At 61.6% G+C, this 25,017-nt stretch carries 20 protein-coding genes; 10 read left to right on the top strand and 10 right to left on the bottom strand.

The window, feature by feature from the left end; all coding sequences use genetic code 11:
* The first annotated feature begins 3 nt into the window (after positions 1-3).
* The 3 genes from CAF73_RS18415 to ureC all read left to right on the top strand — a co-directional run bounded on the left by CAF73_RS18415 (position 4) and on the right by ureC (position 2,684).
* Positions 4-537, top strand: a complete 534-nt coding sequence (locus CAF73_RS18415) for a GNAT family N-acetyltransferase (RefSeq protein WP_085685035.1) — start codon at positions 4-6, stop codon at positions 535-537.
* Positions 537-842, top strand: a complete 306-nt coding sequence (locus CAF73_RS18410) for an urease subunit beta (protein ID WP_085701013.1) — start codon at positions 537-539, stop codon at positions 840-842. The genes CAF73_RS18415 and CAF73_RS18410 overlap by 1 nt, the downstream gene beginning before the upstream one ends.
* 141 nt (positions 843-983) lie before the next feature.
* Positions 984-2,684 carry an urease subunit alpha gene (gene ureC, locus CAF73_RS18405; protein WP_085701023.1) on the top strand — a complete coding sequence of 567 codons (1,701 nt, stop codon included), beginning with the start codon at positions 984-986 and terminating at the stop codon, positions 2,682-2,684.
* 47 nt (positions 2,685-2,731) lie between these two features.
* Here ureC and CAF73_RS18400 read toward each other — a convergent pair whose 3' ends face one another.
* A complete protein-coding gene (locus tag CAF73_RS18400) occupies positions 2,732-9,757 on the bottom strand; it encodes an NEL-type E3 ubiquitin ligase domain-containing protein (RefSeq protein WP_085703429.1) in 7,026 nt (2,341 codons plus the stop codon).
* 178 nt (positions 9,758-9,935) lie between these two features.
* Here CAF73_RS18400 and CAF73_RS18395 point away from each other — a divergent pair, with 178 nt between their 5' ends.
* Entirely contained in the window at positions 9,936-11,063 is a 1,128-nt protein-coding gene (locus CAF73_RS18395; RefSeq protein ID WP_085703428.1) for a sensor histidine kinase KdpD, read from the top strand.
* 3 nt (positions 11,064-11,066) lie between these two features.
* Here the strand turns inward: CAF73_RS18395 and CAF73_RS18390 are convergent, their stop codons facing one another.
* Positions 11,067-11,372: a chaperone modulator CbpM gene (locus tag CAF73_RS18390; protein ID WP_085703427.1), complete on the bottom strand. Its 306-nt coding sequence runs from the start codon at positions 11,370-11,372 to the stop codon at positions 11,067-11,069.
* A gap of 23 nt (positions 11,373-11,395) precedes the next feature.
* Positions 11,396-12,343, bottom strand: coding sequence for a DnaJ C-terminal domain-containing protein (locus CAF73_RS18385; protein ID WP_085685048.1), 948 nt, complete (start codon positions 12,341-12,343; stop codon positions 11,396-11,398).
* 293 nt (positions 12,344-12,636) lie between these two features.
* Here CAF73_RS18385 and CAF73_RS18380 point away from each other — a divergent pair, with 293 nt between their 5' ends.
* Entirely contained in the window at positions 12,637-13,911 is a 1,275-nt protein-coding gene (locus CAF73_RS18380; protein ID WP_085685051.1) for an Hsp70 family protein, read from the top strand.
* Between the two features lie 115 nt (positions 13,912-14,026).
* On the opposite strand, the gene CAF73_RS18375 is transcribed toward CAF73_RS18380, so the two are convergent.
* The 3 genes from CAF73_RS18375 to CAF73_RS18365 all read right to left on the bottom strand — a co-directional run bounded on the left by CAF73_RS18375 (position 14,027) and on the right by CAF73_RS18365 (position 16,418).
* A complete protein-coding gene (locus CAF73_RS18375) occupies positions 14,027-15,040 on the bottom strand; it encodes an AI-2E family transporter (RefSeq protein WP_085701018.1) in 1,014 nt (337 codons plus the stop codon).
* Positions 15,041-15,254: 214 nt separating this feature from the next.
* Complete coding sequence (locus CAF73_RS18370) at positions 15,255-15,560, bottom strand: PsiF family protein (RefSeq protein WP_065258819.1); 306 nt, start codon at positions 15,558-15,560, stop codon at positions 15,255-15,257.
* A 63-nt stretch (positions 15,561-15,623) separates the two neighbouring features.
* Positions 15,624-16,418, bottom strand: a complete 795-nt coding sequence (locus CAF73_RS18365) for a helix-turn-helix transcriptional regulator (protein ID WP_085703426.1) — start codon at positions 16,416-16,418, stop codon at positions 15,624-15,626.
* Between the two features lie 98 nt (positions 16,419-16,516).
* On the opposite strand from CAF73_RS18365, the gene CAF73_RS18360 reads away from it, so the two are divergent.
* The gene (locus CAF73_RS18360) at positions 16,517-17,404 is read left to right on the top strand and encodes a DMT family transporter (protein ID WP_085701276.1); all 888 of its coding nucleotides are present in this window, start codon (positions 16,517-16,519) and stop codon (positions 17,402-17,404) included.
* A 96-nt stretch (positions 17,405-17,500) separates the two neighbouring features.
* Here CAF73_RS18360 and CAF73_RS18355 read toward each other — a convergent pair whose 3' ends face one another.
* The 3 genes from CAF73_RS18355 to CAF73_RS18345 all read right to left on the bottom strand — a co-directional run bounded on the left by CAF73_RS18355 (position 17,501) and on the right by CAF73_RS18345 (position 19,427).
* The gene (locus CAF73_RS18355; RefSeq protein ID WP_085703425.1) at positions 17,501-18,391 is read right to left on the bottom strand and encodes a triacylglycerol lipase; all 891 of its coding nucleotides are present in this window, start codon (positions 18,389-18,391) and stop codon (positions 17,501-17,503) included.
* Between the two features lie 91 nt (positions 18,392-18,482).
* On the bottom strand, positions 18,483-18,788 hold the full coding sequence (locus tag CAF73_RS18350; RefSeq protein WP_085703424.1) for a multidrug efflux SMR transporter: 306 nt from the start codon (positions 18,786-18,788) through the stop codon (positions 18,483-18,485).
* Positions 18,789-19,427 carry an FMN-dependent NADH-azoreductase gene (locus CAF73_RS18345; RefSeq protein ID WP_085609212.1) on the bottom strand — a complete coding sequence of 213 codons (639 nt, stop codon included), beginning with the start codon at positions 19,425-19,427 and terminating at the stop codon, positions 18,789-18,791. It lies immediately after the preceding gene.
* A 119-nt stretch (positions 19,428-19,546) separates the two neighbouring features.
* Between CAF73_RS18345 and CAF73_RS18340 the strand changes: the two genes are divergently transcribed.
* Positions 19,547-20,449: a LysR substrate-binding domain-containing protein gene (locus tag CAF73_RS18340; protein WP_085703423.1), complete on the top strand. Its 903-nt coding sequence runs from the start codon at positions 19,547-19,549 to the stop codon at positions 20,447-20,449.
* A 98-nt stretch (positions 20,450-20,547) separates the two neighbouring features.
* Positions 20,548-21,078: a bacterioferritin gene (locus tag CAF73_RS18335; protein WP_064379129.1), complete on the top strand. Its 531-nt coding sequence runs from the start codon at positions 20,548-20,550 to the stop codon at positions 21,076-21,078.
* Positions 21,079-21,214: 136 nt separating this feature from the next.
* On the opposite strand, the gene CAF73_RS18330 is transcribed toward CAF73_RS18335, so the two are convergent.
* Complete coding sequence (locus CAF73_RS18330; protein ID WP_085703422.1) at positions 21,215-23,290, bottom strand: AsmA family protein; 2,076 nt, start codon at positions 23,288-23,290, stop codon at positions 21,215-21,217.
* A gap of 382 nt (positions 23,291-23,672) precedes the next feature.
* Between CAF73_RS18330 and CAF73_RS18325 the strand changes: the two genes are divergently transcribed.
* Together CAF73_RS18325 and CAF73_RS18320 are read left to right on the top strand one after the other, a co-directional pair.
* The gene (locus CAF73_RS18325) at positions 23,673-24,179 is read left to right on the top strand and encodes a hypothetical protein (protein ID WP_085701281.1); all 507 of its coding nucleotides are present in this window, start codon (positions 23,673-23,675) and stop codon (positions 24,177-24,179) included.
* Positions 24,180-24,353: 174 nt separating this feature from the next.
* Complete coding sequence (locus tag CAF73_RS18320; protein ID WP_007950628.1) at positions 24,354-24,986, top strand: TetR family transcriptional regulator; 633 nt, start codon at positions 24,354-24,356, stop codon at positions 24,984-24,986.
* Positions 24,987-25,017 lie beyond the last annotated feature (31 nt).

Genomic DNA, 25,017 nt, shown 5'->3' with positions numbered 1-25,017 from the left:
CCGATGAACCCCGCCCAACTGCGACGCGTCAATGCGGAAAGTTTTGCGCACTATCGTCAGGGCCTGATCGACCTGCTGCTCGACGCCGTTGGTTATGGCGCCAGCGTCGGCTTCATGGCCGACCTCGATGCCGCTCAGGCCCGCGCCTATTTCGACGACGTGCAGGACAACCTGAACAAAGGCAACGTCTTGCTGTGGGTGGTGGTCAAGGATGAACAAGTGCAGGCCAGCGTCCAGTTGAGCCTGTGCCAGAAGGCCAACGGTCTGAACCGTGCCGAGGTGCAGAAGCTGTTGGTGCGCGAACACGCCCGGCGGCGCGGCCTCGGCCAGCAGTTGATGCAAGCGCTGGAACTGACGGCCCGCCAGTACAAGCGCGGCATGCTTTACCTCGACACCGAGGCCGGCTCCCCCGCCGAAGATTTCTACAAGGCCCTGGGTTACACCCGCGCCGGGGAAATCCCCGATTACGCCTGCGACCCGAACGGCACCTATCGCCCGACGGCCCTCTATTACAAAGTCCTGCAAGGAGCGAACTGATGATTCCCGGCGAATACCGGATCCAGCCCGGCGACATCGAACTCAACGTCGGTCGTCGCACGGTCAGCCTGAAAGTGGCGAACAGCGGCGACCGGCCGATCCAGGTCGGCTCGCACTACCATTTTTTCGAAACCAACGACGCCCTGACCTTCGACCGCGCCGCCAGCCGTGGCATGCGCCTGAACATCCCGGCGGGCACCGCCGTGCGCTTCGAGCCGGGACAAAGCCGCGAGGTGGAACTGGTGGAATACGCCGGGCATCGCCGAGTGTTCGGGTTTGCCGGGCGGGTCATGGGTGACCTCTGAATTTATACCGTTTGCGCAGGCCCCTTCGCGAGCAAGCTCGCTCCCACAGGTGATCGCATTCCCTCTGTGGGAGCGAGCTTGCTCGCGAATCTGTGAGCGAAGCGAACAGTCTCAAAAACAACTGAATCTCAAGGCATGCGCATGAAAATCTCGAGACAAGCCTACGCCGACATGTTCGGCCCCACCGTCGGCGACAAGGTGCGCCTGGCCGACACCGAGCTGTGGATCGAGGTCGAGCAGGACTTCACCACCTACGGCGAAGAAGTGAAATTCGGCGGCGGCAAAGTGATCCGCGATGGCCAGGGCCAGAGCCAGTTGCTGGCGGCCGAAGTGGTCGACACCGTCATCACCAACGCGTTGATCATCGACCACTGGGGCATCGTCAAGGCCGACGTCGGCCTCAAGGACGGGCGCATCGCCGCGATCGGCAAGGCCGGCAACCCGGACGTGCAGCCCGGCGTGACCATCGCCATCGGCGCCAGCAGCGAAGTGATCGCCGGCGAAGGCATGATCCTCACCGCCGGCGGCATCGACACCCACATCCACTTCATCTGCCCGCAGCAGATCGAAGAAGCGCTGATGAGCGGCGTCACCACCATGATCGGCGGCGGCACCGGCCCGGCCACCGGCACCAACGCCACCACCTGCACTTCCGGACCGTGGCACCTGGCGCGGATGCTCCAGGCAGCGGATGCGTTTCCGATGAACATCGGCCTCACCGGCAAGGGCAACGCCAGCCTGCCGGAGCCGTTGATCGAACAGGTCAAGGCCGGCGCCATCGGCCTCAAGCTCCACGAGGACTGGGGCACCACCCCGGCGAGCATCGACAACTGCCTGAGCGTCGCCGACCAGTACGACGTGCAGGTGGCGATCCACACCGACACCCTCAACGAATCCGGTTTCGTCGAAACCACCCTCGGCGCGTTCAAAGGTCGCACGATCCACACCTATCACACCGAAGGTGCCGGCGGCGGCCATGCGCCGGACATCATCAAGGCCTGCGGTTTCGCCAACGTGCTGCCGAGTTCGACCAACCCGACCCGGCCGTTCACCCGCAACACCATCGACGAACACCTCGACATGCTGATGGTCTGCCACCACCTCGACCCGAGCATTGCCGAAGACGTGGCGTTCGCCGAAAGCCGCATCCGCCGCGAAACGATTGCCGCCGAAGACATCCTCCACGACCTCGGCGCGTTCTCGATGATCAGCTCCGACAGCCAGGCCATGGGCCGCGTCGGCGAAGTCATCACGCGCACCTGGCAGACCGCCGACAAAATGAAAAAACAGCGCGGCCCGCTCGCGCAGGACGGCGAAGGCAACGACAACTTCCGCGCCAAGCGCTACATCGCCAAGTACACGATCAACCCGGCGATCACCCACGGCATCAGCCATGAAGTGGGTTCGGTGGAAGTCGGCAAATGGGCCGATCTGGTGCTCTGGCGCCCGGCGTTCTTCGGCGTGAAACCGACGCTGATCCTCAAGGGCGGTGCCATCGCCGCGAGCCTGATGGGCGACGCCAATGCCTCGATTCCAACCCCGCAACCGGTGCACTACCGCCCGATGTTCGCCAGCTACGGCGGCTCGCTGCACGCCACCAGCCTGACCTTCATCAGCCAGGCCGCGCAGGAGGCGGGACTGCCCGATGCATTGGGCCTGAAGAAGAAAATCGCCGTGGTCAAAGGTTGTCGCGACGTGCAGAAAACCGACCTGATCCACAACGATTACCTGCCCAACATCGACGTCGACCCACAGACCTATCAGGTCAAGGCCGACGGCGTATTGCTCTGGTGTGAACCGGCCGAAACCCTGCCGATGGCGCAGCGTTACTTCCTGTTCTGAGACAAAGCCCTGGGCGTCGAGACAGTCGACGCCCAGGGCTTGGGTGATCATCGAGCGGAAGCGTTCATCAGGTCTTGCGAAGTGCCCTCGGTGGCGGTGGGCATCGGTTCGCCGGTCTCAAGGTGCGACAACTCGATCAGTTTCGTATTGCGCTCAATGCTGCGCTCGACCTCAAGCATCTGCACCGCCTCGCGATAGGCTGTGCTGCTCACGTCTTCGTGTTCACCTTCCAGGCTTTCGAGTTGCTCATCGGCATGGCGGCCAAGCGCGGCGAACGCCTCCGGATATTTCTCGTTCAGGTATTGCACCCAGTATTCGCGGCTGATCAGGTCCTCATAGAACCGCACGCTTTTCTCGGCCTTCACCACCGCAGCACGCGCGGCTGCCAGCTCTTCGCCCCTGATCGGCCGGGCGAACCGCATCTGGCCGGGCTGGCCCGGGAGCTGCAATCCATCCTCCCAGCCTGAGGTCAGACCGATTCGATACTGCAGACGCACCTCCGCCGGATCGGCATGACGGTCCATGCTGCGGGCGGCGAGTTTTTCCACCTCGCCCAGACGGAACAGCTGCCGTGACAAGTCGAGCAAGGCGCGTCCCTTTTCCGCAAGGCCGGGCTGCAAATGGCGCAAGGCGTTGTACTCGAACACCTTGACCTCGATTTCACTGAACGCCAGGGTTCGCCCGTCGACACAGGTGGAGTGAGTGGTCGCCATGGAAAATACCGTGTCGCGCAGCTCCTGGCTGCCATCGATCGTCTCGACGATTTTCCATACTCGCCGGGTCAGGTCGGCACGAAAAACCCGGAACTCTTCGGTATCCGGCATCCGCGACAACAGATGGAAGAACGCAGCGTTGTCGGGTTCGCCAGCCAATCGCTGCCACATCATCCGATATGACGCGACATCCTCCTGGGCAACGCTTTCCATCCACGGAGCGGCCTGTTGTTCGAGGATGCCTTGAGCAGGCGTCAAAAGAACTTCATCCGGCTCCGGCTCGCTCTCGAGCCCCGCACCCTCACCGTCGCTTTCAGTGGTGCTATCCATGTCATCGATCATCCGGTCGATGTCGGCATAGGTAATGCCCAGCACCTCATGGCGTCCCTGGGTATCGGCGTACGCTCGCAACCGGACAAGGCTTTGCTGCGATATTTCGTAATTCTCCGACAGGTTGCTGCTCGCGATCAGCGCGGTATGAGTGCCGTCATACAGCTCGGAAGGAATCGACGCGATTTCGTTGCTGCTCAGATCGACCGCTTGCAGATTCGGCAACTGCAATACACCGTCAGGCCAGGCAGCCAGCAGATTGTCACGCAGGTCCAGCCGTTCCAGCCGCCCGAGGCCAGTGACATCGAACGTGTACAGGCTGTTATGGCTCAGATCCAGCCAGCGCAATTGCTCCAGCCCCTGAAGGATCGGATACATGGGTGTGGATTGCGCCAGGCCCGTGGACGACAGCTCAAGCCGTTCCAGCAAGCGCATCTGCGCAACAGGTTCAGGAATTGCCAACAGATGGTTACCGCTGAGACTGAGCCGACGCAGCTGCGTAAATGCCCCGAGAAACCCGTTCGAACCACTTGTGGTCAGCTTGACCCCGGACAGATTCAGATCGCTCACCGCAGGCATTGATTCGCCCAGCTCAGGCAGATTACCCACCTGTAGACCGTCGAGGCTCAATTCGTGATCTGCCACGCCGTTCCAGTCAATCGAACCTTCGCGCCAGCACCTGATGATGCGCTGCGCGGCGAGCTGGCGGCTGCGCGACGATACGACCCAGTGCGTGCCCCGGGTTTCATGGGTGAACAACCAGTCGTTCAGGCGCCGGGTGAGCGACTCGAATGACTGCTCCCATTGCGCGATCCGGGCACTGATCTGTGTATCGACCAGGCCGGCGTCCCGCATCTGTTCAATGGACGTCTGCGCACGGGCGGCGTCGTAATCCGGGCGCAGCCGCCGCAAACGCGCTTCCCACGTTACCGGACCTTCGCCCGTCGGCAACGGTGGCAGCGGCAACAGGCGTCGAGCAACCACCGAGCCGCTTTCCATGGGCGGTGTCCGGTGACGCGGCTCTTCCAGTGCAAAGCGTTGCAGCGAGCCGGCAACCAGGCCATGGCTGTCCTCGATCCGCGACCGGGCAGCAGCGAGATCGGCACGCGCCTGCGGACTCAGCGGAGTGTCGGTCAGGCTGGTGTCGAGCAACAGCTGATCACGAGACAGCAACGCCTGCGGTAACGACGTCAGGCGGCTGTCACTGAGATCCAGCCAGGTCAGCTCGGGCAGCGTCTCGGCACCGGTCGGCCATTGATCAATGGCAGTCTTGCTCAGGTCGAGCGCCCTCAGTCGGTTCATGCCGCGCACATCAATATTGCTCAACGGATTGTCATGCAGGTTCAGGGTTTCCAGCGTCGGCAGATCACCTGGCTCCAGCGGCAACGCAGACAGATTGCAATCGCTCAGATCCAGCGTATCGAGGTGCTGGAAAGTACGGAGAAAACCGCGCATTTGCTCCAGCGGGGCCTTTAACCCTGCCAGATACAGGTTGCGGACATGGTTGAAACCTTCAGGAGATAAGGTTGGCAGACTCTCCATCGGCGAACCGGCGATATCCAGCACCGAGGCGTCGTTGGGAAAACTGACATACAGGTTGTAAAACACGCTTTCAGTGCGTGTGCCATAGCGCTGAAGCAACCCGCTGCGCCAACTGCTCATCAGCGCTTCAGCCACTTCCGAGCGTGCTGTTCCGCCGTTGAACACGGTCGGCTCGGACCCCACCCACTCCTGCAACCGATTGAGTTCGTTGAACTGCTCGCTCAGGGTTTCGATGGCCGCAAACCGGCTCATCGCATCGGTAAATTGCGCTTTGAAGCCATTGTTCAAGACATCGAGCAGGCCGGACTCCATGCGGACGAAACGCTTGAGTTCGCCGCGACAGTAATCGGCAACCATTTCGTCCAGATCGAGCAGATGCCGGGGTTGGCTGCGGACAAACTCGTAGATCGGCTTGAACACTCGTCGCGTGAACCTCGACCAGTCCAGAGACAGACCGGACAACAGGCGCTGGTGCCCTTCATAGATGTCCACCGGCAGGCTGTTGATGGCGGTCGAGCGCAGGTTCAAGCGCTCGAGCCGGGGCAGGTCCAGCACACCGCGCGGCCATTGGTCCATTTGCAGGGCGTTGACTTCGAGCCTGCGCAACTGCCGCATGCCGCTGACATCAAGGGTCGTCGGTACGACTGGATTCATCCCGCCACCGGTACAGTGCAGCTCAAACTCTTCAAGCCGGCTCAACTCTCGAAGCCGCGTCGCCACAGTCGCAGTCAACGGCGTCGAAAGTTTCAGGCGGGTCATGTGCCGCAGCGACTTCAGCGTCGCAAGCGTCTTCTCGAACTCCGCCGTACTCGTGGTCAGTGTCAGCCTCTCGACATTGGGAAACACGGCGAGCGTTTCGGCGACCGCCGGCGCGCGCAGGGTCAGTTCGCGGACGTGGGCGAAATCTGCCGCCAGTGGCGGCAATGGCGCATCACTGATGAGGGTGAGGCGCGCCGCTTCAGGATCGTGTCCCGCCAACGGTGCATTGCGCCAGCCATCCTTGATGCTTTGCGCCGTGTGCATGATTGCGTCGCGGGACTCTCGCTGGCGCAGGTCCGGTGACATCGACCATTGATCAAGTGTCGTTTCAAGCTGTCGCCATTCGCTCATGCGATTGTTGAGCAGATGGAAGATCTGTTGATCGGTCTTGCCCAGGCGCCATTGTTCGAGAATGAAACCTCGGGCCTGTGCGTCACTCAGTCCGGGATAGAGCGCCTGGACGTGGCTGGTCAACACCGGATCCAGCCCGGCGCTCTCACCACTGGCCGGATACCCCAGCCGCCCGGAAGCCATGCGACGAGGTGGCCTGAACCAACGGGCGGCGGGTCGAAACACCTGCGCGCACGCCGTGCGATGAGTGCGTGCGTAATCAATGATCGCGCGTTGCAGTTCCCTGCTTTGCCCCACCTGTGGCAATCCGATCGAGCGCCGAGCCTCATCGGGCAGCGCGTGCATCAGCGAGGCGTAAAAGTTGTCCCCTCTGGCGGGCATACTGTTGAGTGTTTCAGCACGATCGTCAAAGGCCTGCCAGGCCGTACCGTTCCTGACCACGAATTTGTGATGCGGCGCGGCCTCGCTGCCAATGGCATCGATCAGCGGTCCGCCGACACCGCCTGCGCGTAGTTCCAGACGTACATCGCCAGGCCAGCCAGGTAGTCTGCTCAATGCATGCAGCGCCAGTCGGGCGCTATCGTTCGACGCCATGGTTTCGCCGTGCAGCCCGGCCATGGCCCGGGTCAGGCGCCCTTCACCGGCATACTCGCGACTGAGCTCCTGCAAATGCAGGGGAACGCGTGGTGAACTGTCCAGCCGCGCGAGTTCGTCGGCATTCGCCTGATGCAACACAGTCTGCGCGGCCCGCTCTGTCAGGCCTGGCTGGCTTCGCTGCAATTTCGCGATCCGTGGCGCAACAGGATCGACGGGCCGTAAAAGGCTCTCGAGCAGCGCCGGTTTGCGAGCGTCGGCAAAATCGCCGATCTGCCGGGCCAGTTCCAGCGGCCTCACGGCGGCGACCCGTGCAGGCTCATCACCGAGTAATCCAACCACTTCGGCCTCATCCAGTGAGGCCAGAATCCGCGCCGGCAACCCACCGCTCAGCACCTCGGCCAGGCTGATCCGGATGGGCGCCCTGCCACCGCGCCGTGTCCCGTAACGCAGCGCACTACCCGACAAATCAGGAGACTCGTAGACCTGCAACTGCCGCCCCCACGGCCAGCGTGGCATCTCGGGCAGCAAAGGCAAAACCTGCAGGTATCGCTCGTCGATGGGTTGCGTACCGGCCACCTGTTCGACGATCAGTCCGGCATCCCGTTCGGCGCGGAAAAGTCTCATGGCGTCCGCCAGCTCCGGGGGAGGCAAGGCGTTGTCCAGGTGCATTTTGCGCAGGGCTTCATCGCTGACACCGGCCACGTCGCCAAGGATCAGCAACTGTTCGTCGGCGAAGGCGTCAGTACTGTGGCCGATCCGCCTGAGCAGTTTCAGTCGATCCCAGCGCTGCGGGCGCTCAAGCGTGTGTCGCCAGGCGCCGGCGCCGTTGTGCGCCAACGGCGGCTGATAGGCCTGCGGATCACTTGGATGGCTGATACGCCATGCCTTGAGCGACTCGTCATAAGTCTGCCGATACGTCTTGCCGTCAAGCTGAATGTATTTGTCCTGCCCGACTTCGTATTGCCCCAGCGCATTGGGCGCTGCGCGCGAGTCCAGTTTCACCGGACTCTCGTAAGCGCTCAGGTCAGGCTTCCACAAGCGGGTGGTGCCATCGGGCATCTGCACCTGATGCAGGTTCTCGATGGCCGGCAGCGGCCTGGCAGTCGTCAGCCTGGCGAACGCTTTACCGCCACCTGACATCAGAGCGATCAATGCCAGGTTCTGCGCGACATCGATCAGATGCGCCTTCGCGGCCTTGCGATCGCCCTCACTCCATTCGATGGCACCTTCAAAGGTTTCGTCGAGCAGTTGCCCGGCCATCACCCCCATCATCAATTCCCCCAGCACCGGCACGAACATCGAAACACCGGTCAGCACCAGCATTCCGAGATTGAGCAACCCGGCGAGTTTTTCCGAGCGCACCCTGGCATCGACATCCGCGGTGGGTACGGCGTGGCTACGGGCATCGGCGATCAGTCGATCGCGATGCTGATCGAACAGGTATTCCCACAGGTCGACATTGTCCGCCCAGATCCCGTGGCCCTTGCGCGACAAGTCCACGGGATTCAGATACGGATCAGGATTCGGGACCTGCTCGACGGCAGGCGCAGGCGGCAACTCGCGGATGCCGACAAACGTCCCGCTGATCGGGTTGATGGCCTTGAAAGCCTCATTAAGCAGTGGAGCGTAGGGCGTCAATCTTTGTAAGGCCGTTCGGCCTGGCTTGTCATCGGTGAACTGACTGAAATAGTAAGACCGGTCGGCATAGGCCACGAACTGACTGAAGAACCGCTGATACGCATTCGGGTCCGCCGGATGAGCCTGCGTGGCATCGCGCGCAGTGAAGCGCTGCTTGAACATCGCTTCGATTTCCTGGCCCTTGTAACGTTTGAGCGGGTGATAAGGATCGCCCGGGATATACAGGATCGAGTCGTCGCTGTAGCGGTACTTCTCGCAGATCGCGAACAACACACAGCCGGTCATGCGCCGCCCCATCAGGCCCAGATCGCAGAACCAGATCTGCCGCTTGCCCTGGCGCGGCGCAAGCTCGCCATTGAGGATCGAGCGAATCGAGGCGTAGTCTTCGCGCCCGATATCGCCCGTGAGCAGCGCCACTTCGGCCGCTGCCCGCAAAGCAGTCTTGTGGGCGTCGATGAACTTGTCGCGCAGCACATTCCTGGCCACCGCATCCTTGGGGTACAGAAACGCCTTAAGGTAATCCTGATACTTCGCTCCGATGTCCAGCGAACGGCACAGTCCGGTGAACTGCTCGACTGTCAAACGGGTGGTTAACGGTTCCAGGGTGCCCGGTTTCGAGGTTTCAATGCGAAATCCCGAAGTTCGATGAAAGGCCCCGCCCTTACATTCGCGGGCTTCGAAATTGTGCAGCGCTGCTTGCAGCAAAGGCAGTTTCAGGACCTGGAAAGAATCGATTTCGATGGCGAAAATCCCCACCTCCACCGGTTTGTTCAGCACCAGCCAGGTCTTGTTGACGTCGAGGGTCACGTTGAACTGGTCCTTCAGGGCCTGGGTCAGCAAGGGCGCTGCGAAGCGATCGATGTCCTGAAAATCCGACATGGCATTGTCCAGCCGCGCCTGAGCGGCGAGGCTGGCGGTCAAGGCATCGCCCACGGCCTTGCGTTGATCGCGGGATGCGTGCCTGTACCAGTCCGGTGTGGCGACATCGGTATGCTTCAACGCCTCACGCTGGCGCTGCGAAGCATCGATCAGCCATCCGGGACTGGACCGCTGCAGCAGGTCGGCGTGCAGACTTTGCGTTACAAAGGCGCTCGGCGCTGCAACGGGGTCCGGGGAAGATGAAGCGGAAGGGATTTCGGACATGGTTTCACTCCTTCAAATGGAGCAAAAGCAGACCATGACCGACCTCCGTGGCTGCGGTACATAAATATCGCAACGGGGCAGCTTGTCAGTGGAAGTTTCAGGCTGGAGCGGCGCTTTCATTCCCGCGCAAACGGTCTAATATTCGAACGCCCCGCCTTGAATTTCCAGGAACCCGGTCATGCGTTTATCCGAATTCATCAGGCAACACGCGGATCACATCGTCGAGGAGTGGGAACAGTTCGCCAGGACCATCAGCCCGGCGGCCGACACCATGGATCAGGCGGCGCTGCGCGACCATGCCAAGGCCATCCTGCTGGCCGCCGCGCGGGACATGGACACCACACAAACCGCCCGCGAACAAATCGCCAAGGCCAAGGGCGAAGGCCCGGAGAAAACCCCGAGCCTGGATGAGGCCGGTGCCAGCCACGGTGAGTTGCGCCATGCCGTGGGCTTTGACCTGGTGCAGATGACATCGGAATTCCGCCATCTGCGCGCCTGCGTGATCCGCCTCTGGGCCAACAGTCTGGAAACCCCGGACATGGCGTACTTCCAGGACATGATCCGTTTCAACGAAGCCATCGATGAAGCCCTCGCCGAGTCGACCGCCGCCTACGCCGAGCAGGTCAACCGCTCGCGCGACATTTTCCTCGCGATCCTCGGTCACGACCTGCGCGCACCGCTGCAAGCGGTCAGCATGTCTACTGAGTTGCTGATGCGCAAAACAGCTCTGGAGGGCGATGCGCTGAGCTGTGCGTTGAGCATCAAGCAAGGTGCGCGGCACATGGCGGCGATGGTCAGCGATCTGCTGGAACTGGTGCGCAGTCGCCTGGGCAAGAGCCTGCCGATAGAGCCGGCGCCGATGGACTTGGCCGATGCGGCGCGGGCAGCGATTGCCGAAGCCTGTGCCGGCAACCCGCAAAGCGATCCGACGCTGATCATCGAAGGCGATACGCGGGGTGTCTGGGATTACGGTCGACTGGCACAACTGTTGCAAAACCTGATCGGCAACGCCTTGCAGTACGGGACTCACCCGCGGGATCTGATCGTGACGCTGAAAGGTGAAGGCGATGTCGTGAGCCTGACGGTGCACAACCATGGCGAGCCGATTTCCGAAGAAGCCATCGGCACGATTTTCGACCCCTTGGTGCGTAGCTCCAATGAAGAGCTCGGTCAGGCCTCGACCAGCCTCGGGCTGGGCCTGTTTATCGTCAAGGAAGTGGTGACCGCCCACGGCGGAACCATCGAAGTCAGCTCAAGCGAAGCCGAAGGAACGCTGTTCAGCGTGATGCTGCCCAGACAGGCCTGAGCGCTACTCGACCACCAGCCGCGCCAGCCGCTGACGGAGCATGCGGTTCTCGGCCCGCAGCTCCTTGACCTCTTCCAGCAGGTCCAGCGCCAGGGCAACGCCTTCCCATTCCAGGTCAAGGTCGCGCCGCAGTTTGGCGGCGCGTTTGGCCAGGGCCAGTTCGTAGTCGGTGAAGCGCCATTCCCTGGGCTGCGTGCCCTGAGGTTCGAGGATGCCGTGTTCGACGATTTCGATCACGTAGACGTCCGACAACTCGGCCGCCTCACAGAATTCTGCCATGTCCAGTTGAACGATCAGGGGGCTGCTCATGATGGGCTACTCCGTCGTCAGTATCAGAAGTTCTCGCGCGGGTTGAAGGCGGCTTTCTTCGCCAGTTCCTGCCACAGCGCCTTGACGTCATCGCCGTTGGCTTTGGGCATCACGGCCTTGAGCTGGACGAACAGATAACCGCGTTCGCCGGCCTTGTTCTGCAGACCGTGGCCCTTGGCGCGCATGCGCTGGCCGTTCTGGCTGCCGGCCGGGACCTTGAGGTTGATCTTGCCGGTCAGGGTCGGCACGGCCACTTCGGCGCCCAGCGCCAGTTCCCATGGTGCCAGCGGCAAGGTGATGATCAGGTTTTCGCCTTCGACATCGAATTTCGGGTGTGGCGCGAAACGGATGGTCAGGTACAGATCGCCATTGGCGCCGCCACCGATGCCCGGTGCGCCCTGGCCCTTGAGGCGGATGCGCTCGCCGTCGGTCACGCCCGCCGGGATCTTCACGTTCAGGCTCTTGCTGGTGTTGCTGACGTGCTGGCCCGAGCCGTTGTATTGCGGCACCTGGAAGCTGATCTTTTTCGATTCGTTCGAAAGCGTCTCTTCCAGAAAGATCGGCAGTTCCAGTTCCACGTCTTGCCCTCGCCGTCCGGCGCTGCGGGATTGCCGGCCAGCGCCGCCACCGAAACCGGGGCCGCGATTGCCGAAGATCGAACTGAAGAAGTCCGAGAAGTCGCCGGTGTCGCCACCGCCGCCGAAACCGCCACGGCTCTGCCAGCCCGGCGGGCCCTGGAACGGCTGCCCGTGCTGGCCGTAGCGGCGCAGGTCGTCGTATTCGGCGCGCTTGTCGGCGCTTTTCAGCGCTTCATAGGCTTCCGAGGCATCCTTGAACTTGGCCTCGGCGTCCTTTTCCTTGCTGACATCGGGGTGGTATTTGCGCGCCAGCTTGCGATAGGCAGCCTTGATTGCCTTGTCGTCCGCCGTCGGCTCCACGCCGAGTATCTTGTAATAGTCTTTGAAGTCCATCGAAGGAATCACCATCCGTTAACGATTTCGCGCCGTTGCCAGCATGCGCCGATTTGCGCGTGCCGGGTTGACCGATCTCAAGTTTGTGACCGGGTGGCGCAGCAGAAGTTTATCGGCAGTGGACAGCGGTTCTTGCGACCGCCGGTGTGTCTGCCGGCCCATGCCAGCAAGTTTGGGGCAAAGCGCCGACTTTCAAGCAAGCTTAGTCGCTAAATAGCAGATGACCGGCCTTCGAATCTGTCGCGCACTGACATACACTGCGCGGCCGTTTTTTTGACCGGAACCGAAAGACCATGAAAGACGCCTCTCCAGCCCGTGCCTGCGGCATCGACTTCGGCACGTCCAACTCCACCGTCGGCTGGCTGCGCCCCGGCGTGGAAACGATGATCGCGCTGGAAGACGACAAGATCACCCTGCCGTCAGTGGTCTTCTTCAACATCGAAGAGCGTCGCCCGGTTTACGGCCGTCTGGCGCTGCACGAATACCTGGAAGGCTACGAAGGCCGGCTGATGCGCTCGCTCAAGAGCCTGCTCGGTTCCAAACTGATCAAGCACGACACCAGCGTCCTCGGCACGGCGATGCCGTTCAAGGACTTGCTCGGGCTGTTCATCGGCCAGCTCAAGAGCCGCGCCGAAACTGCCGCCGGTCGTGAGTTCGAGCAGGTTGTTCTGGGCCGCCCGGTGTTCTTCGTCGACGACGATCCGCTGGCCGACCAGGAAGCCGAAGACACCCTGGTGGAAGTGGCGCGCAAGCTCGGTTTCAAGGACGTTTCCTTCCAGTACGAGCCGATTGCCGCCGCGTTCGACTATGAGTCGACCATCGAAAAGGAAGAGCTGGTACTGATCGTCGACATCGGCGGTGGTACTTCGGACTTCTCGCTGGTGCGCCTGTCGCCCGAGCGTCGCGGTGTGGATAACCGTCACGACGACATCCTCGCCACCGGCGGCGTGCACATCGGCGGAACCGACTTCGACAAGCAACTGAGTCTGCAAGGCCTGATGCCGCTGTTCGGCTATGGCAGCCGCATGAAAAGCGGCGCGTTCATGCCGACCAGTCATCACATGAACCTGGCGACCTGGCACACCATCAACTCGGTGTACTCACAGAAATCGACCCTGGCCCTGGGCAGCATGCGCTACGACATCGAAGACACCGGCGGCATCGACCGTCTGTTCAAGCTGATCGAACAGCGCGCCGGGCACTGGCTGGCGATGGAAGTGGAAGAAACCAAGATCCAGCTGACCCACAACGACAGCCGCCATGTGGCGCTGGATCGCATCGAGCCGGGTCTGAGCGTTGAATTGACCCGGGCGCTGTTCGAGTCGGCCATCGAATCGCAGCTCGAGCGCGTGCGCGGCAGCGTCACCCAGTTGCTGGCAGACGCCAACGTGGCGGTCGGTCAGGTCGATACGGTGTTCTTCACCGGCGGTTCCAGCGGTATTCCGGCGTTGCGCAATAGCGTCTCGGCAATGCTGCCGAACGCGCGGCATGTCGAAGGGAATATCTTTGGCAGCATTGGTAGCGGCCTGGCGATTGAAGCCATGAAACGTTACGGCTCAGTAAACTGATCCAGTTTCTGCGGCGCTGCCAATCGCGAGCAAGCTCGCTCCCACAGGATCAAATTGAACCTGTGGGAGCGAGCTTGCTCGCGAAAGGACCGGTTCAGACGCTACAAGGCCTGGATCAAACCATCCCGCCCAGCTTCAACTCACTCTTCAGATACGCGTAATAGATCGGCCCTGCCACCACTCCAGGCAGGCCGAACGCGGCCTCGAACACCAGCATCGCCAGCAGCAACTCCCAGGACTTGGCACTGATCTGCCCGCCGACGATGCGCGCGTTGAGAAAGTATTCCAGCTTGTGGATAAAGATCAGGTAGCCCAGCGCCGCAATCGCCACCCAGATCGACAGCGACAGGCCGACGATGGTGATCAGCGTGTTCGACATCAGGTTGCCGATCACCGGCAGCAGACCCAGCAGGAACGTCAGCACGATCAGGGTCTTGGTCAGCGGCAGCTTGATCCCGAACAGCGGCAGGATCACCGCCAGGAAGATCCCGGTGAAGAAAGTGTTGAGCAGGGAAATCTTGATCTGTGCGAACACGATGTTGCGAAACGCCTGAACCAGCAGGTGCAGACGGTCGAACAGTGCGGCCGCCAGCGGTTTGCGCTTGGTGACGTCCGGTACGCGCTGCAAGGCGATGATCGCGCCGAGCACCATGCCGATCAGCAGCGTCACGAACATGTGCGCCGCGTCCTTGCCCACCAATTGCAGTTCGGACAAATGCTTGCTCGCCCACTCACCGATGGCCACCCGGAACTCGGCAGCGCTGGCCGGCAGATAGGCATCGATGAACGGCGGCAACTGCCCGCGCGCACGGTCAACCACACCCATGAATTTGTCGAGAGAAGCGCCAGGGTTTTCCGCTTCATGCAGCAGGAAACTGATGGCGCCGGCAAAGATCAGCGTCAGCACACTCACCACCAGCGTGCCCAGCAGCGCCACCGCCAGCCAGCGCGCACGCCGGCCTTCGATCAGCCGTTGCAACTGCGGGGTGAGCATGTTGACCAGCTCGTACACCAGCAATCCTGCCAACAGACTGGGCAACAATCGCAACGGCAACACCAGCAACAGGCCGCCGAAAATGATGATGCAACTGACCCAGAACACTACATGACGCTCAGAAAACGTTGGCATACAGCCTCAAAACGAACGGCGTAAAAGGATTGGCAGTCTGCCAGCGATCCGAGGCGAGCACTAGGGATATGCAGGGTTTGAGATTGCCGCTGCCCCGAGCAGCCTCTTCGCGAGCAAGCTCGCTCCCACAGTTGTACTGCGTTGCTCACGAATCCGGTGTGGGAGCGAGCTTGCTCGCGAAAGGGCCAGCACACTCACCACAAAGTTCCGGCGCTTATTTTTTCTTCAGGCAATCACTCATGAACGCCTTGCGCGCGTCGCCGGTCAGGGCCTTGGTCTTGGCGTCGGCATTGCAGGTCTTCATCTTTTCCTGCTGCGGGGTCAGGGTCTTGGCGTCATTGGCGGCCGGGGCGGCCTTGAGGCAAGTGCTCATGAAGGCTTTGCGCTCGTCGCCCTTGAGGCTCTTGGCCGTGGCGTCGGCGTTGCAGGTGGTCATTTTGTTCTGTTGCGCCGTGGCGGCGAAACCCTGGGAGCACAGCAGCAGACCGATCATCAACAAAGGGACACGCAGCATCTTCATGGAGTTTTCTCCTTGTCGCCGCATCGATGGATACGGCCTCCGGCTGAGTGTAGTCAAAGCTTGTTACACCTTCCTGCCCTCAAGATGGCTGCGCCGGTATTGTTCCGGCGTACATCCGGCCTGCCGGGAGAACATGGCGATGAAGGCCGAGCCGCTGCTGTAACCGAGATCGAAGGCGATTTCCTGCACGCTGCGCGCCGACTCCAGCGCCTCGATTGCCGCCAGATAACGCAGCCGCTGGCGCCATTCGCCGAAACTCATTCCCAACTCCCGCACAAATTGCCGGGCCAGGGTGCGTTCGCTGACATGCACCTGCGCCGCCCAGTGCGCCAGCGGCTCGTTGTTGCCGGGCTCGGCCTGCAGGGTTTCGAGGATGGTCAGCAAGCCGGGGCTGCTGGCGTAAGGCAAATAGCATTGGTGAACCGGCGCCTGACGCAGCTGATCCACCAGTACCTGAGCCAGTCTCTGGTCGGCCTCGAACGCGGGGATCTTCACATCACGGGCGGCGAAGTCCTTGAGGATCGCCTTGAGGATGTCGCTGATTGCCAGGGTGCAGGCCTGCGCCGGCAAGTCGGAACACACCTCCGGCGCCAGACACACCGCCCGATAGTTGACCGGCTGATGGCTGTAGAAACTGTGCTCGACCTGCGGCGGCACCCACACTGCGTATTGTGGCGGCGACATGAAGCGGTTGCCGTCGACATCCATGTGCAGCACACCGTGGGCCGCGTACTCCAGCGTGCCCCACGGATGGCGGTGCGGTGCGGCGTATTCATGAGCGTTGAAGTCGGCATAGCGGAAATACACCGCCGACGGCAGTTCGCTGAAATCCAGCAGGTCGATGTGCTTACTGTTCATGCTGTCCGGAATCAGGGGCGGGTTGTCCGGTTCGCAGTATAGGCCTGTATCCAGACAGAGGATAATCAGCGTTCATCAACGTACTGGTTTCTCTTCCCATGCAATACGCGTTTCCCCTGCTGGCGATTTTCATCTGGGCCGGCAACACCGTGATCAACAAGCTCGCGGTCGGTGCAATTTTCCCCGCCGAGATCGGCTTCTACCGCTGGTTGCTCGCCGGCCTGCTGTTCACGCCGTTCATGCTGAAAAAGGTGATCGCGCACTGGCCGCAGATCCGCCCGAATCTGGGCAGGATCTTCATCCTCGGCGTGCTCGGCATGGCGGTCTACCAGAGCCTGGCCTACTTCGCCGCAACCCTGACCAGCGCCACCAACATGGGCATCATCCTGTCACTGATGCCGTTGATGTCACTGGCCATGGCGATCATCAGCCTCGGCCAGCGCCTGACCGCCGGCGCATTGGTCGGTGCGGTGCTGTCATTCGCCGGCGTGCTGGTGGTGGTGTCGTCCGGCAGCCTCGGCGCATTGCTGCAACACGGCGTTAACCTGGGTGACGCGATGATGCTGATCGCCACCCTCGCCTACGCGATCTACAGCACCCTGCTGAAAAAATGGCAGCTGCGCCTGCCGCCACTGGTGTTGCTGTATTTGCAGGTGCTGGTGGCGGTGGTGGTGCTGTTTCCGCTGTATGCCGTTTCACCGAAGACTGGCCTGACCCTGCAGAACATTCCACTGGTGCTCTACGCGTGCCTGCTGGCCTCGATGCTCGCGCCGCTGGCGTGGATGCAGGCCGTGCAGCGCCTGGGGCCGAGCCGGACCACGCTGTTCTTCAACCTGCTGCCGCTGATCACCGCACTGATTGCAGCGGTGGTGCTGAAGGAACAGCTGGCGATGTATCACCTGGTCGGTGGCTTGCTGACGCTGGGGGGGGTGGTTCTTTCCGAGCGCTGGACCACTGTCCTCGGCCGCAAACTCAGCGTCGCCTGATCCGGCCTCTTCGCGAGCAAGCTCGCTCCCACAGGGGAACGCATTCCAAATGTGGGAGAGAGCTTGCTCGCGAAGAACGATAACTCGGTTTAACGGTTAAACCCCGGCGGCTTTCAACCGCGCGGCATGCTCGACGAACAGCCGCACCGGATCCGCGCCTTTGCCGACCAGACCCAGTGACTGGTTGACGATGTCGAAGTGATCCATCGGGTAGTCATCGCCGATGACGGTGCCCAGGTGCGAGCTGTAGCGTCCGACCATGCCGTCGCACTGCCCCGGTTCGCGCACGAAGGTTTTGGCGAACAACCGGCAACTGCGGTTGGTGCCGTCAAACAGATTGCCGCCGCGATCGGTCTTGCCCGGCTGCAACGTGCCGGACCACGAGTAATAACGCACACCGTTGACCTCTTCCGCCCCGTGCCCACCCCAGGTTTGCGGCAGGCCCTGTGGATAACGCTGGTTGAACAGCGCCACGCCTTCGGTGGTCAGGGAATGGTGCGAGGCGTGGATATCCACCGGCAGTTTCGGCCCGTGGTAGCCGGTTTCCAGCAGCGCCATCAGCCAGCCGACAAAACGCAACAGCGCCTCAAGGACTCGGCCCTTGGCGCTGTCCGCCGGGTAATGCTTCGCCAGATAGTCGGCCAGTTCCGAACCGTGATTGGGCCCGGCCAGCGACGTGACTGAAGCCACCAGATCCGGACGTTTGGCCGCCGCATAACGCGCCGTCAGCGAGCCCTGGCTATGGCCGAACAGATTGACCTTGGCCGCGCCGGTCTCACGGAGAATTTCATCGATGCGCGTCAGCAACTGCTCGCCGCGCACCTCGGTGGAATTGAGCGGCGACACCTGCACCGCAATCACCGTCGCACCACCCCGGCGCAACGCCTTGACGATCCCGTACCAGTACGGGTACAGCACCAGACGGATAAAACCGAGCATTCCCGGCACCAGCACCAGGGGATAACGCGTGGCCGAATCTTGCGACATGGGCAAACATCCTTGTGGTCGGTAAGTGGATGCAGGGCGTGCAAAACGCCCGCCAAGCATCCTCCTCGATGATGACAACTCCACGACCAGCCTACTTCAGCCCCACCACCCCCGCCACAATCAGCCCCACCGACAGCAACTTCACCAGCGTCAGGCTCTCACCCAGCAGGGCAAAACCGAGAAACACCGTGCCGAGCGAACCGATGGCGGTCCAGACCGGATAAGCGATGCTCACCGGCAACTCGCGCATCGCCAGGGTCAGGAAGTACACCCCGCCCACCGCCGCAACCACAGTGATCAGCGACGGCCACAGCCGGGTGAAACCTTCGGTGTACTTCATGCCCATGGCGAAGGTGACCTCGAACCCCGCCGCGATCAGCAGAAACAGCCAGGCCACCTAGAACTCCCGGGCCAGGTCGAGCAAGCGCTGCTCGGCCTCGGCCACCGACACCGCGAAGGTGCGCTCGGCGGATTCCTCGCCCTCGGCGGCGACCACCGTGACGTCGTTGATGCCGATGAAACCCAGCGCCGTGCGCAACCATGGATCGGCGTGATTCAGCGCCTCCAGCTCCCCGCCCGGGCCGAATCCGAAACCTCCGCGACTGGTAACGATCAGCGCCTTCTTGCCGTGCAACAGCGGCGTGTACTGGGCGATGCCGTTGTCCAGCGTATGGTCGAACGTCAGGCCCAGACGCACGATCTGATCGACCCAGGCCTTGAGGCCGCTAGGCACGTTGAAGTTGTACATCGGCGTGGAAATCAACAGCAGATCGTGATCGAACAACTCGCCCACCAGTTGATCGCTGAGCGCCAGATCGGCCTGCATTGTCAGCGGCCGTGCTTCGGGCTCCGGATAAAACGCCGCCGCGACAAACGCTTCATTCACGGCCGGAATCAGCGCCCGCCCGACTTCACGGCGGGTGACCTGAGCCTGTGGATGACGGACTTGCCAGGCGCTGAGAAAACTTTCCGCCAGGCGCCGCGAATGGGAACGCTCACCGCGTGGGCTGGCATGGATCGCAAGAATCTTGCTCATCTGAATCTCCTCGGGGCTAGACTTGAGTGACTGTGTGGCGCCAGATTGCAGCGCTCATGTCATCGGCTCAAATGAGCAAAAATCAGTCTGGATGAATTGATTTCATCCGTGGAGTTTTCATGTTCGCTGCCTTGCCCCTGACCGCCCTGCGCGCGTTCGAATCCGCCTCACGCCTGTTGAGTTTCAAGGCGGCCGCCGAAGAACTGGCGGTGACGCCGACGGCGATTTCCCATCAGATCCGCTCGCTGGAGGACTGGCTCGGCGTGGCGCTGTTCGAACGCCTGCCGCGCCAGGTGCGCCTGACCGAGGGTGGCGAGCGGCTGTTTCGCAGCCTGCACGGCGCGTTTCTGGAGGTGGCGCAAAGCGTCGACACGCTGCGTCCGCAACGCAGCGGCAGCAACCTGACGCTGTCGACCACCGCCGCGTTCGCTGCGCTGTGGCTGGTGCCGCGACTGGGGCGGTTTTATGCCAAGCACCCGAACATCAATGTGCGACTGGACACCCACTGCGAAGTCATCGACCTGCATCAGGACGCCAGCGTCGATCTGGTGCTGCGCTACAGCCTCGACGACTACCCGAACCTCTACGGGTTGTGCCTCTTCGATGAATCGTTCGGCGTGTACGGCTCGCCGGAACAGGTGGCATTGGCCGCCCGTCGCACCCCGGCGCTGATCAGCGTGCGCTGGCACAACTCGAAGCTCTACGCCCACGGTTGGGAAGCCTGGTGCGCACAATCAGGCGAGAACTGGTTGAATCAGCACCCGGCCGTCCGCGAATACGACGAAGAGCATTACGCCCTGCAAGCGGCCATCGCCGGGCAAGGGCTGGTGCTGGCGAGCAACATTCTGGTGTCGGAGAGCGTCGCCAATGGTTTGCTGGTGCCGTACAAGGGTGAAGTGCAGGTCGACGGTGCCGGTTACAGCGCCCTCTGTGTACCGGGCCGTGAGCGGCATCCACCGGTGAAAGCGTTTTTTGCCTGGCTGCGCGAAGAAGCACAGCTGTCCGGGCATGTCCCGCGCTGAATCCGACAAAACTTTTTGCGGTGTTTATCACTCACAACCAGGTAACGATCACGTCAGCAGAACGTGACGCCAATTGGATTAGCCTCCAGGAGACTGAAATGAGTGACCTGCATTTGTCTGATGTTCAAACCCTGCGCGAGCGCGCACGCCAGCATGTGGAAAATGGCGCGGTGACCGAAAGCTACAGCGCCAACCGTGAAGAAGTGCTGCGCCTGCTCAACGAATCGCTGGCCACTGAACTGGTCTGCGTCCTGCGCTACAAGCGCCACTACTTCATGGCCAACGGCCTGAAAGCCAACGTCGCCGCCGACGAATTCCTTGAGCACGCCACTCAGGAAGCCGAACATGCCGACCGTCTCGCCGAGCGCATCGTGCAACTGGGCGGTGAGCCTGAGTTCAACCCTGACCTGCTGTCGAAGATGTCCCACGCGCAATACGTGGCCGGCAACACCTTGAAGGAAATGGTTTACGAAGACCTGGTGGCCGAGCGGATCGCCATCGACAGCTATCGCGAGATCATCCAGTACATCGGTGAGAAGGATCCGACCACGCGCCGGATCTTCGAAGACATCCTGGCTCAGGAAGAAGAGCATGCGGATGACATGGCGGATATTCTGAAAGACCTCTAATCCCCGCTAACCCCACCGACCGATCGTTCCCACGCTCTGCGTGGGAATGCCGCCATGGACGCTCTGCGTCCGTTGTTGGGACGCGGAGCGTCCCGGGATGCATTCCAGAGCGTGGGAACGATCTGAGTTGCAGCAATTACTTGGTGGGTTTGACAGTTGCTGGCGCCTTGCCCGCCTTCATCTGCTCCAGCAACGGCGCGCACTGGTTAGGCTCGCCACCGCTCGGCGCCACCAGCGCCAGCAGCCCCGCCGCCGGCGCAGCGATCACACCCAGCGCCACCATCCCTGCTCCGCGCAACATCAGCGGCACGGCTTTGACCCCGGCATCCGGCTTGATGAACTTGCCGCGTACATAGAGCGGCGAACGCAGGGAAATCAGGCGCCAGCCCTTGGATTCCGGCGTCACGGTCAGATCCAGTTGCTCGGTCGCCATGTTCGCCGTGCCGTCGATGTAAATGATCGCGTTCTCGGTATCGAACACAAACAGCCGCGTGCTCGCCAGGCCAGTCTTGATGTCGAAGTCCGCCGCCGCGCAGTTGATCTTCACTTCCTTGTCGCCAAAGATCTTGCCGACCACGTAGTTGCCGACGTTGAGACCTGCCAGCTCCATCAACTCGCGACTGATCGCGCCGTCGTTGATCAGCATCTTCAGGTTGCCGTTGGCGCCGCCCAGCAATTTGGCCACCGAGTTGCCGCGACCGGTGATATCGGCATCGCCGTTGAGCTCGCCGAAACTGGTCTTCATCGGTTCAAAGGTCGGGAACAGCTGCTTGAGCTTGAACTTGCGCGCGGTCAGTTTGGCCCGGCCCTCCAACGGCTCGGTGCGACCGTTGAGGCGAATCTGCGCGTCGAGATTGCCGCCGGCCACGCCGAAACGCAGCGGCTCCAGGCTCAGTTCGCCGTCGTTGAGTTTGAGGTGGGTATAAAGGTCGGTGAACGGCAGTTCTTCGCTGTGGACAATGCGCTTGCCGGTGAATTCGACGTCGGCGTCCATGTCGCGCCAGCGTTCGGTCTTGAACTCTTCCACCGGCAGCACCTTGTCCGCCGGCTGTTTGCTTTCGCCGCCACGGGCCTTCTGCTTGGCATTGGAGTCGGCCCCGATCAGCGGCGCGAGGTCGACAAACAGCAGTTGATTGGACAGCAGCGCACCACTCAGCTTGGGCCGTGGCTGGCTGGCGACGTAGGCCAGATCACCATGGATATCGCTGCTGCCGATCTTGCCGTTGAACTGTTCATAGCGAAATTGCGCACCGCCCGACTCGTGCAGTTTGGCGATCAAATGACCGTCGGTGGCGTACGGCGGGGTGTCCGGCAGTGTTACGCCGGTCAGCGGATACAGGTTGCCGAGGCTGGCGCCTGCCAGTTTCAGGCGCAGATCGAGAGCACCGAGATTGAGCGGATCGGTCAGGGTACCGGCGAGTTCGATGCTGGTATCGCCGATTTTCGCCTGGGCCTGCAACGGGAACGGTTTGCTCGCATCCTGCAGGGCCAGCAGGCCGCCGATCTTGCCCTGGCCGGCGAGTTTCTGGCCGTGGTACTGGCCGGTGACTTTCAGGCCGAAGGCGTAATCCTGCGGCGCGCCGCCCTTGTCCTGTGCGGTTTTCGCCGCTTTGTCGCCGACGATGTCGCTGAACGGAATCGGCTTGCCCAGCGGGTCGATCAACAGATCGAGGTTGGTCTTGAGGGTCTGGTCATCCAGGGTGACGTGGCCCTTGTCAAAACCGATGGCACCGATGTCGACCACCCAGTTCGAGGGTTCGGCATTAGGATCCTTGGGATCGAACTTGAAGGTCCAGTTGGCGCGGCCATCGGCAAGGCGCTGCAATTGCGCGTTCGGTTCGGTCAAGTCGATGCGCGGGATCGTCACCCGTTGTGCCAGCAAGGCCAGCGGCGAAATGCGCAATTCAACCCTTTTCAGGGTGACCATCTGCGGCTGCTTCGACCAGTCGGGATTGCCCAGAGTCAGGTCTTCGGCCACCACATGCGGCCACGGCACCCAGGCGCGCCAGCCGCCCTCGTCGAGTTCGCGCCGCCAGACCACCGACAGATTGCCGTTGATGGCAAACGGTCGATGCAGTTCTTCCGAAACTTTGGCGTTGAGCGGCGGTTTGATCCGGTTCCAGTCGAAGAACACGATGATCAGCACCAGCACCGCCAGAAGCAGCACGAGGGTGGTAAAGGTCCAGGCGAAGATTTTACGCGCGCGCGTCATTGCACAAAGCTCCTGAAGACGACTGCATCCATTGGCACGACGCAGCTGAAACGACGGGCCATGATGGCCCTCATGAAATCTGTGACTGACAAACAGCCCGCAGGTTTAATCCAAAGCCCCATCGAGGGCAAAAAACGGTCGCCATTCTGACCGATCGGTCGAATGGGCGTTACCGGTCCCGCACATTTGCGGGGCGCAAGTGGGTGGAAAATACCCACCGCAGTGCAAAACCGCCCGCCTGAAACGCCCGAGCTAGAGCCCCCCAAGCGAACAATCAATTCTGTTGATTATTACCATTGTGTTTATGAACTTTTATATCGACTTATCGAGAGTAGCATTGCCCTCGTACCCACTTTATCGCCCTCCCAAGGAGCAACCCATCATGAAACGCCAACTTCTGTTCAGTCTTACCCTCTCGATGCTGGCCAGCACCGCTTTCGCTCTGCCAGCTGCCGATCAAGCGACTCCGCAAGTCAAAACCAGCCACTCGGTGTTCAGCCAGACTGTTGCCGCTGATGGTTCGGACCGCACTCCACAAGGCCAGACCCTGGCTGAAAACGGTCGTAACCGCCTGGAAGAAAAAGGCCTGGTTCAAGATGGCTATGACAAAACCCCTCAAGGTCAATTCGTAGCTGAAGGCGGCCGTGATCGCCTGGAAGAGAAAGGTCTGGTTCAAGACGGCTCGGATCGCACTCCACAAGGTCAAATCCTGGCATCTGACGGTAGTGACCGTACCCCACAAGGCCAGACTCTGGCTTCTGACGGTGGCGACCGTACCCCACAAGGTCAGACCCTCGCTGCTGACGGCTACGACAAAACCCCACAAGGTCAAACCCTGGCCGAAGGTGGTGGTGACCGCGTGATCGAACGCAACAGCGCTTTGAGCTAAGCCCATGGCGGCCTGGAAAAAAGCCCAATCCCCGGATTGGGCTTTTGACTTTTCATCAGCCGGTATTAAAGAAGTCGAAATTTCCCTGCTCCCTCTCCCCCGCTGCCGTTCGACGCCGACAAAGCCGATTTGCTAGAGTGCGGCGCTTGTCTTGTCTAAGAACACACCCTTGCGATGCTGCCCCGCGCCGAACAGAAACAACAGACCCGCAACGCCCTGATGGACGCTGCCCGCCACTTGATGGAAAGCGGCCGAGGATTCGGCAGCCTGAGCCTGCGTGAAGTGACGAAAACCGCCGGCATCGTGCCCACCGGTTTCTACCGGCATTTCGCCGACATGGACGAACTCGGCCTGGTACTGGTCAGCGAAGTCGGCCAGACCTTCCGCGAAACCATCCGCCTGGTGCGCCACAACGAATTCGTCATGGGCGGGATCATCGATGCGTCGGTGCGGATCTTCCTCGATGTGGTCAGCGCCAACCGTTCGCAATTCCTGTTTCTCGCCCGTGAGCAGTACGGCGGATCGTTGCCGGTGCGTCAGGCCATTGGCCGTTTGCGCGAGGACATCAGCTCCGACCTGGCGGCGGATCTGGCCTTGATGCCCAAGCTTCAGCACCTCAATCGCGAAGGCTTGAGCGTGATGGCGGACCTGATCGTCAAATCGGTGTTCGCCACCCTGCCGGACATCATCGACCCGCCGGCCGAAGCCCTGCCCGAGCATCTGACGCCACAGGCGAAGATCACCCAGCAGTTGCGCTTCATCTTTATCGGGTTGAAGCACTGGCAAGGCCTTGGTAGTACCGAATAATTCCTCTCCAGCCCCAATACCCTGTGGGAGC

This window comes from Pseudomonas sp. B15(2017), assembly GCF_002113215.1.
Classification (GTDB): domain Bacteria; phylum Pseudomonadota; class Gammaproteobacteria; order Pseudomonadales; family Pseudomonadaceae; genus Aquipseudomonas.
The sequence above is the reverse complement of the archived record's forward strand: the minus strand, read 5'-3'. Positions and strand labels throughout refer to the sequence as shown.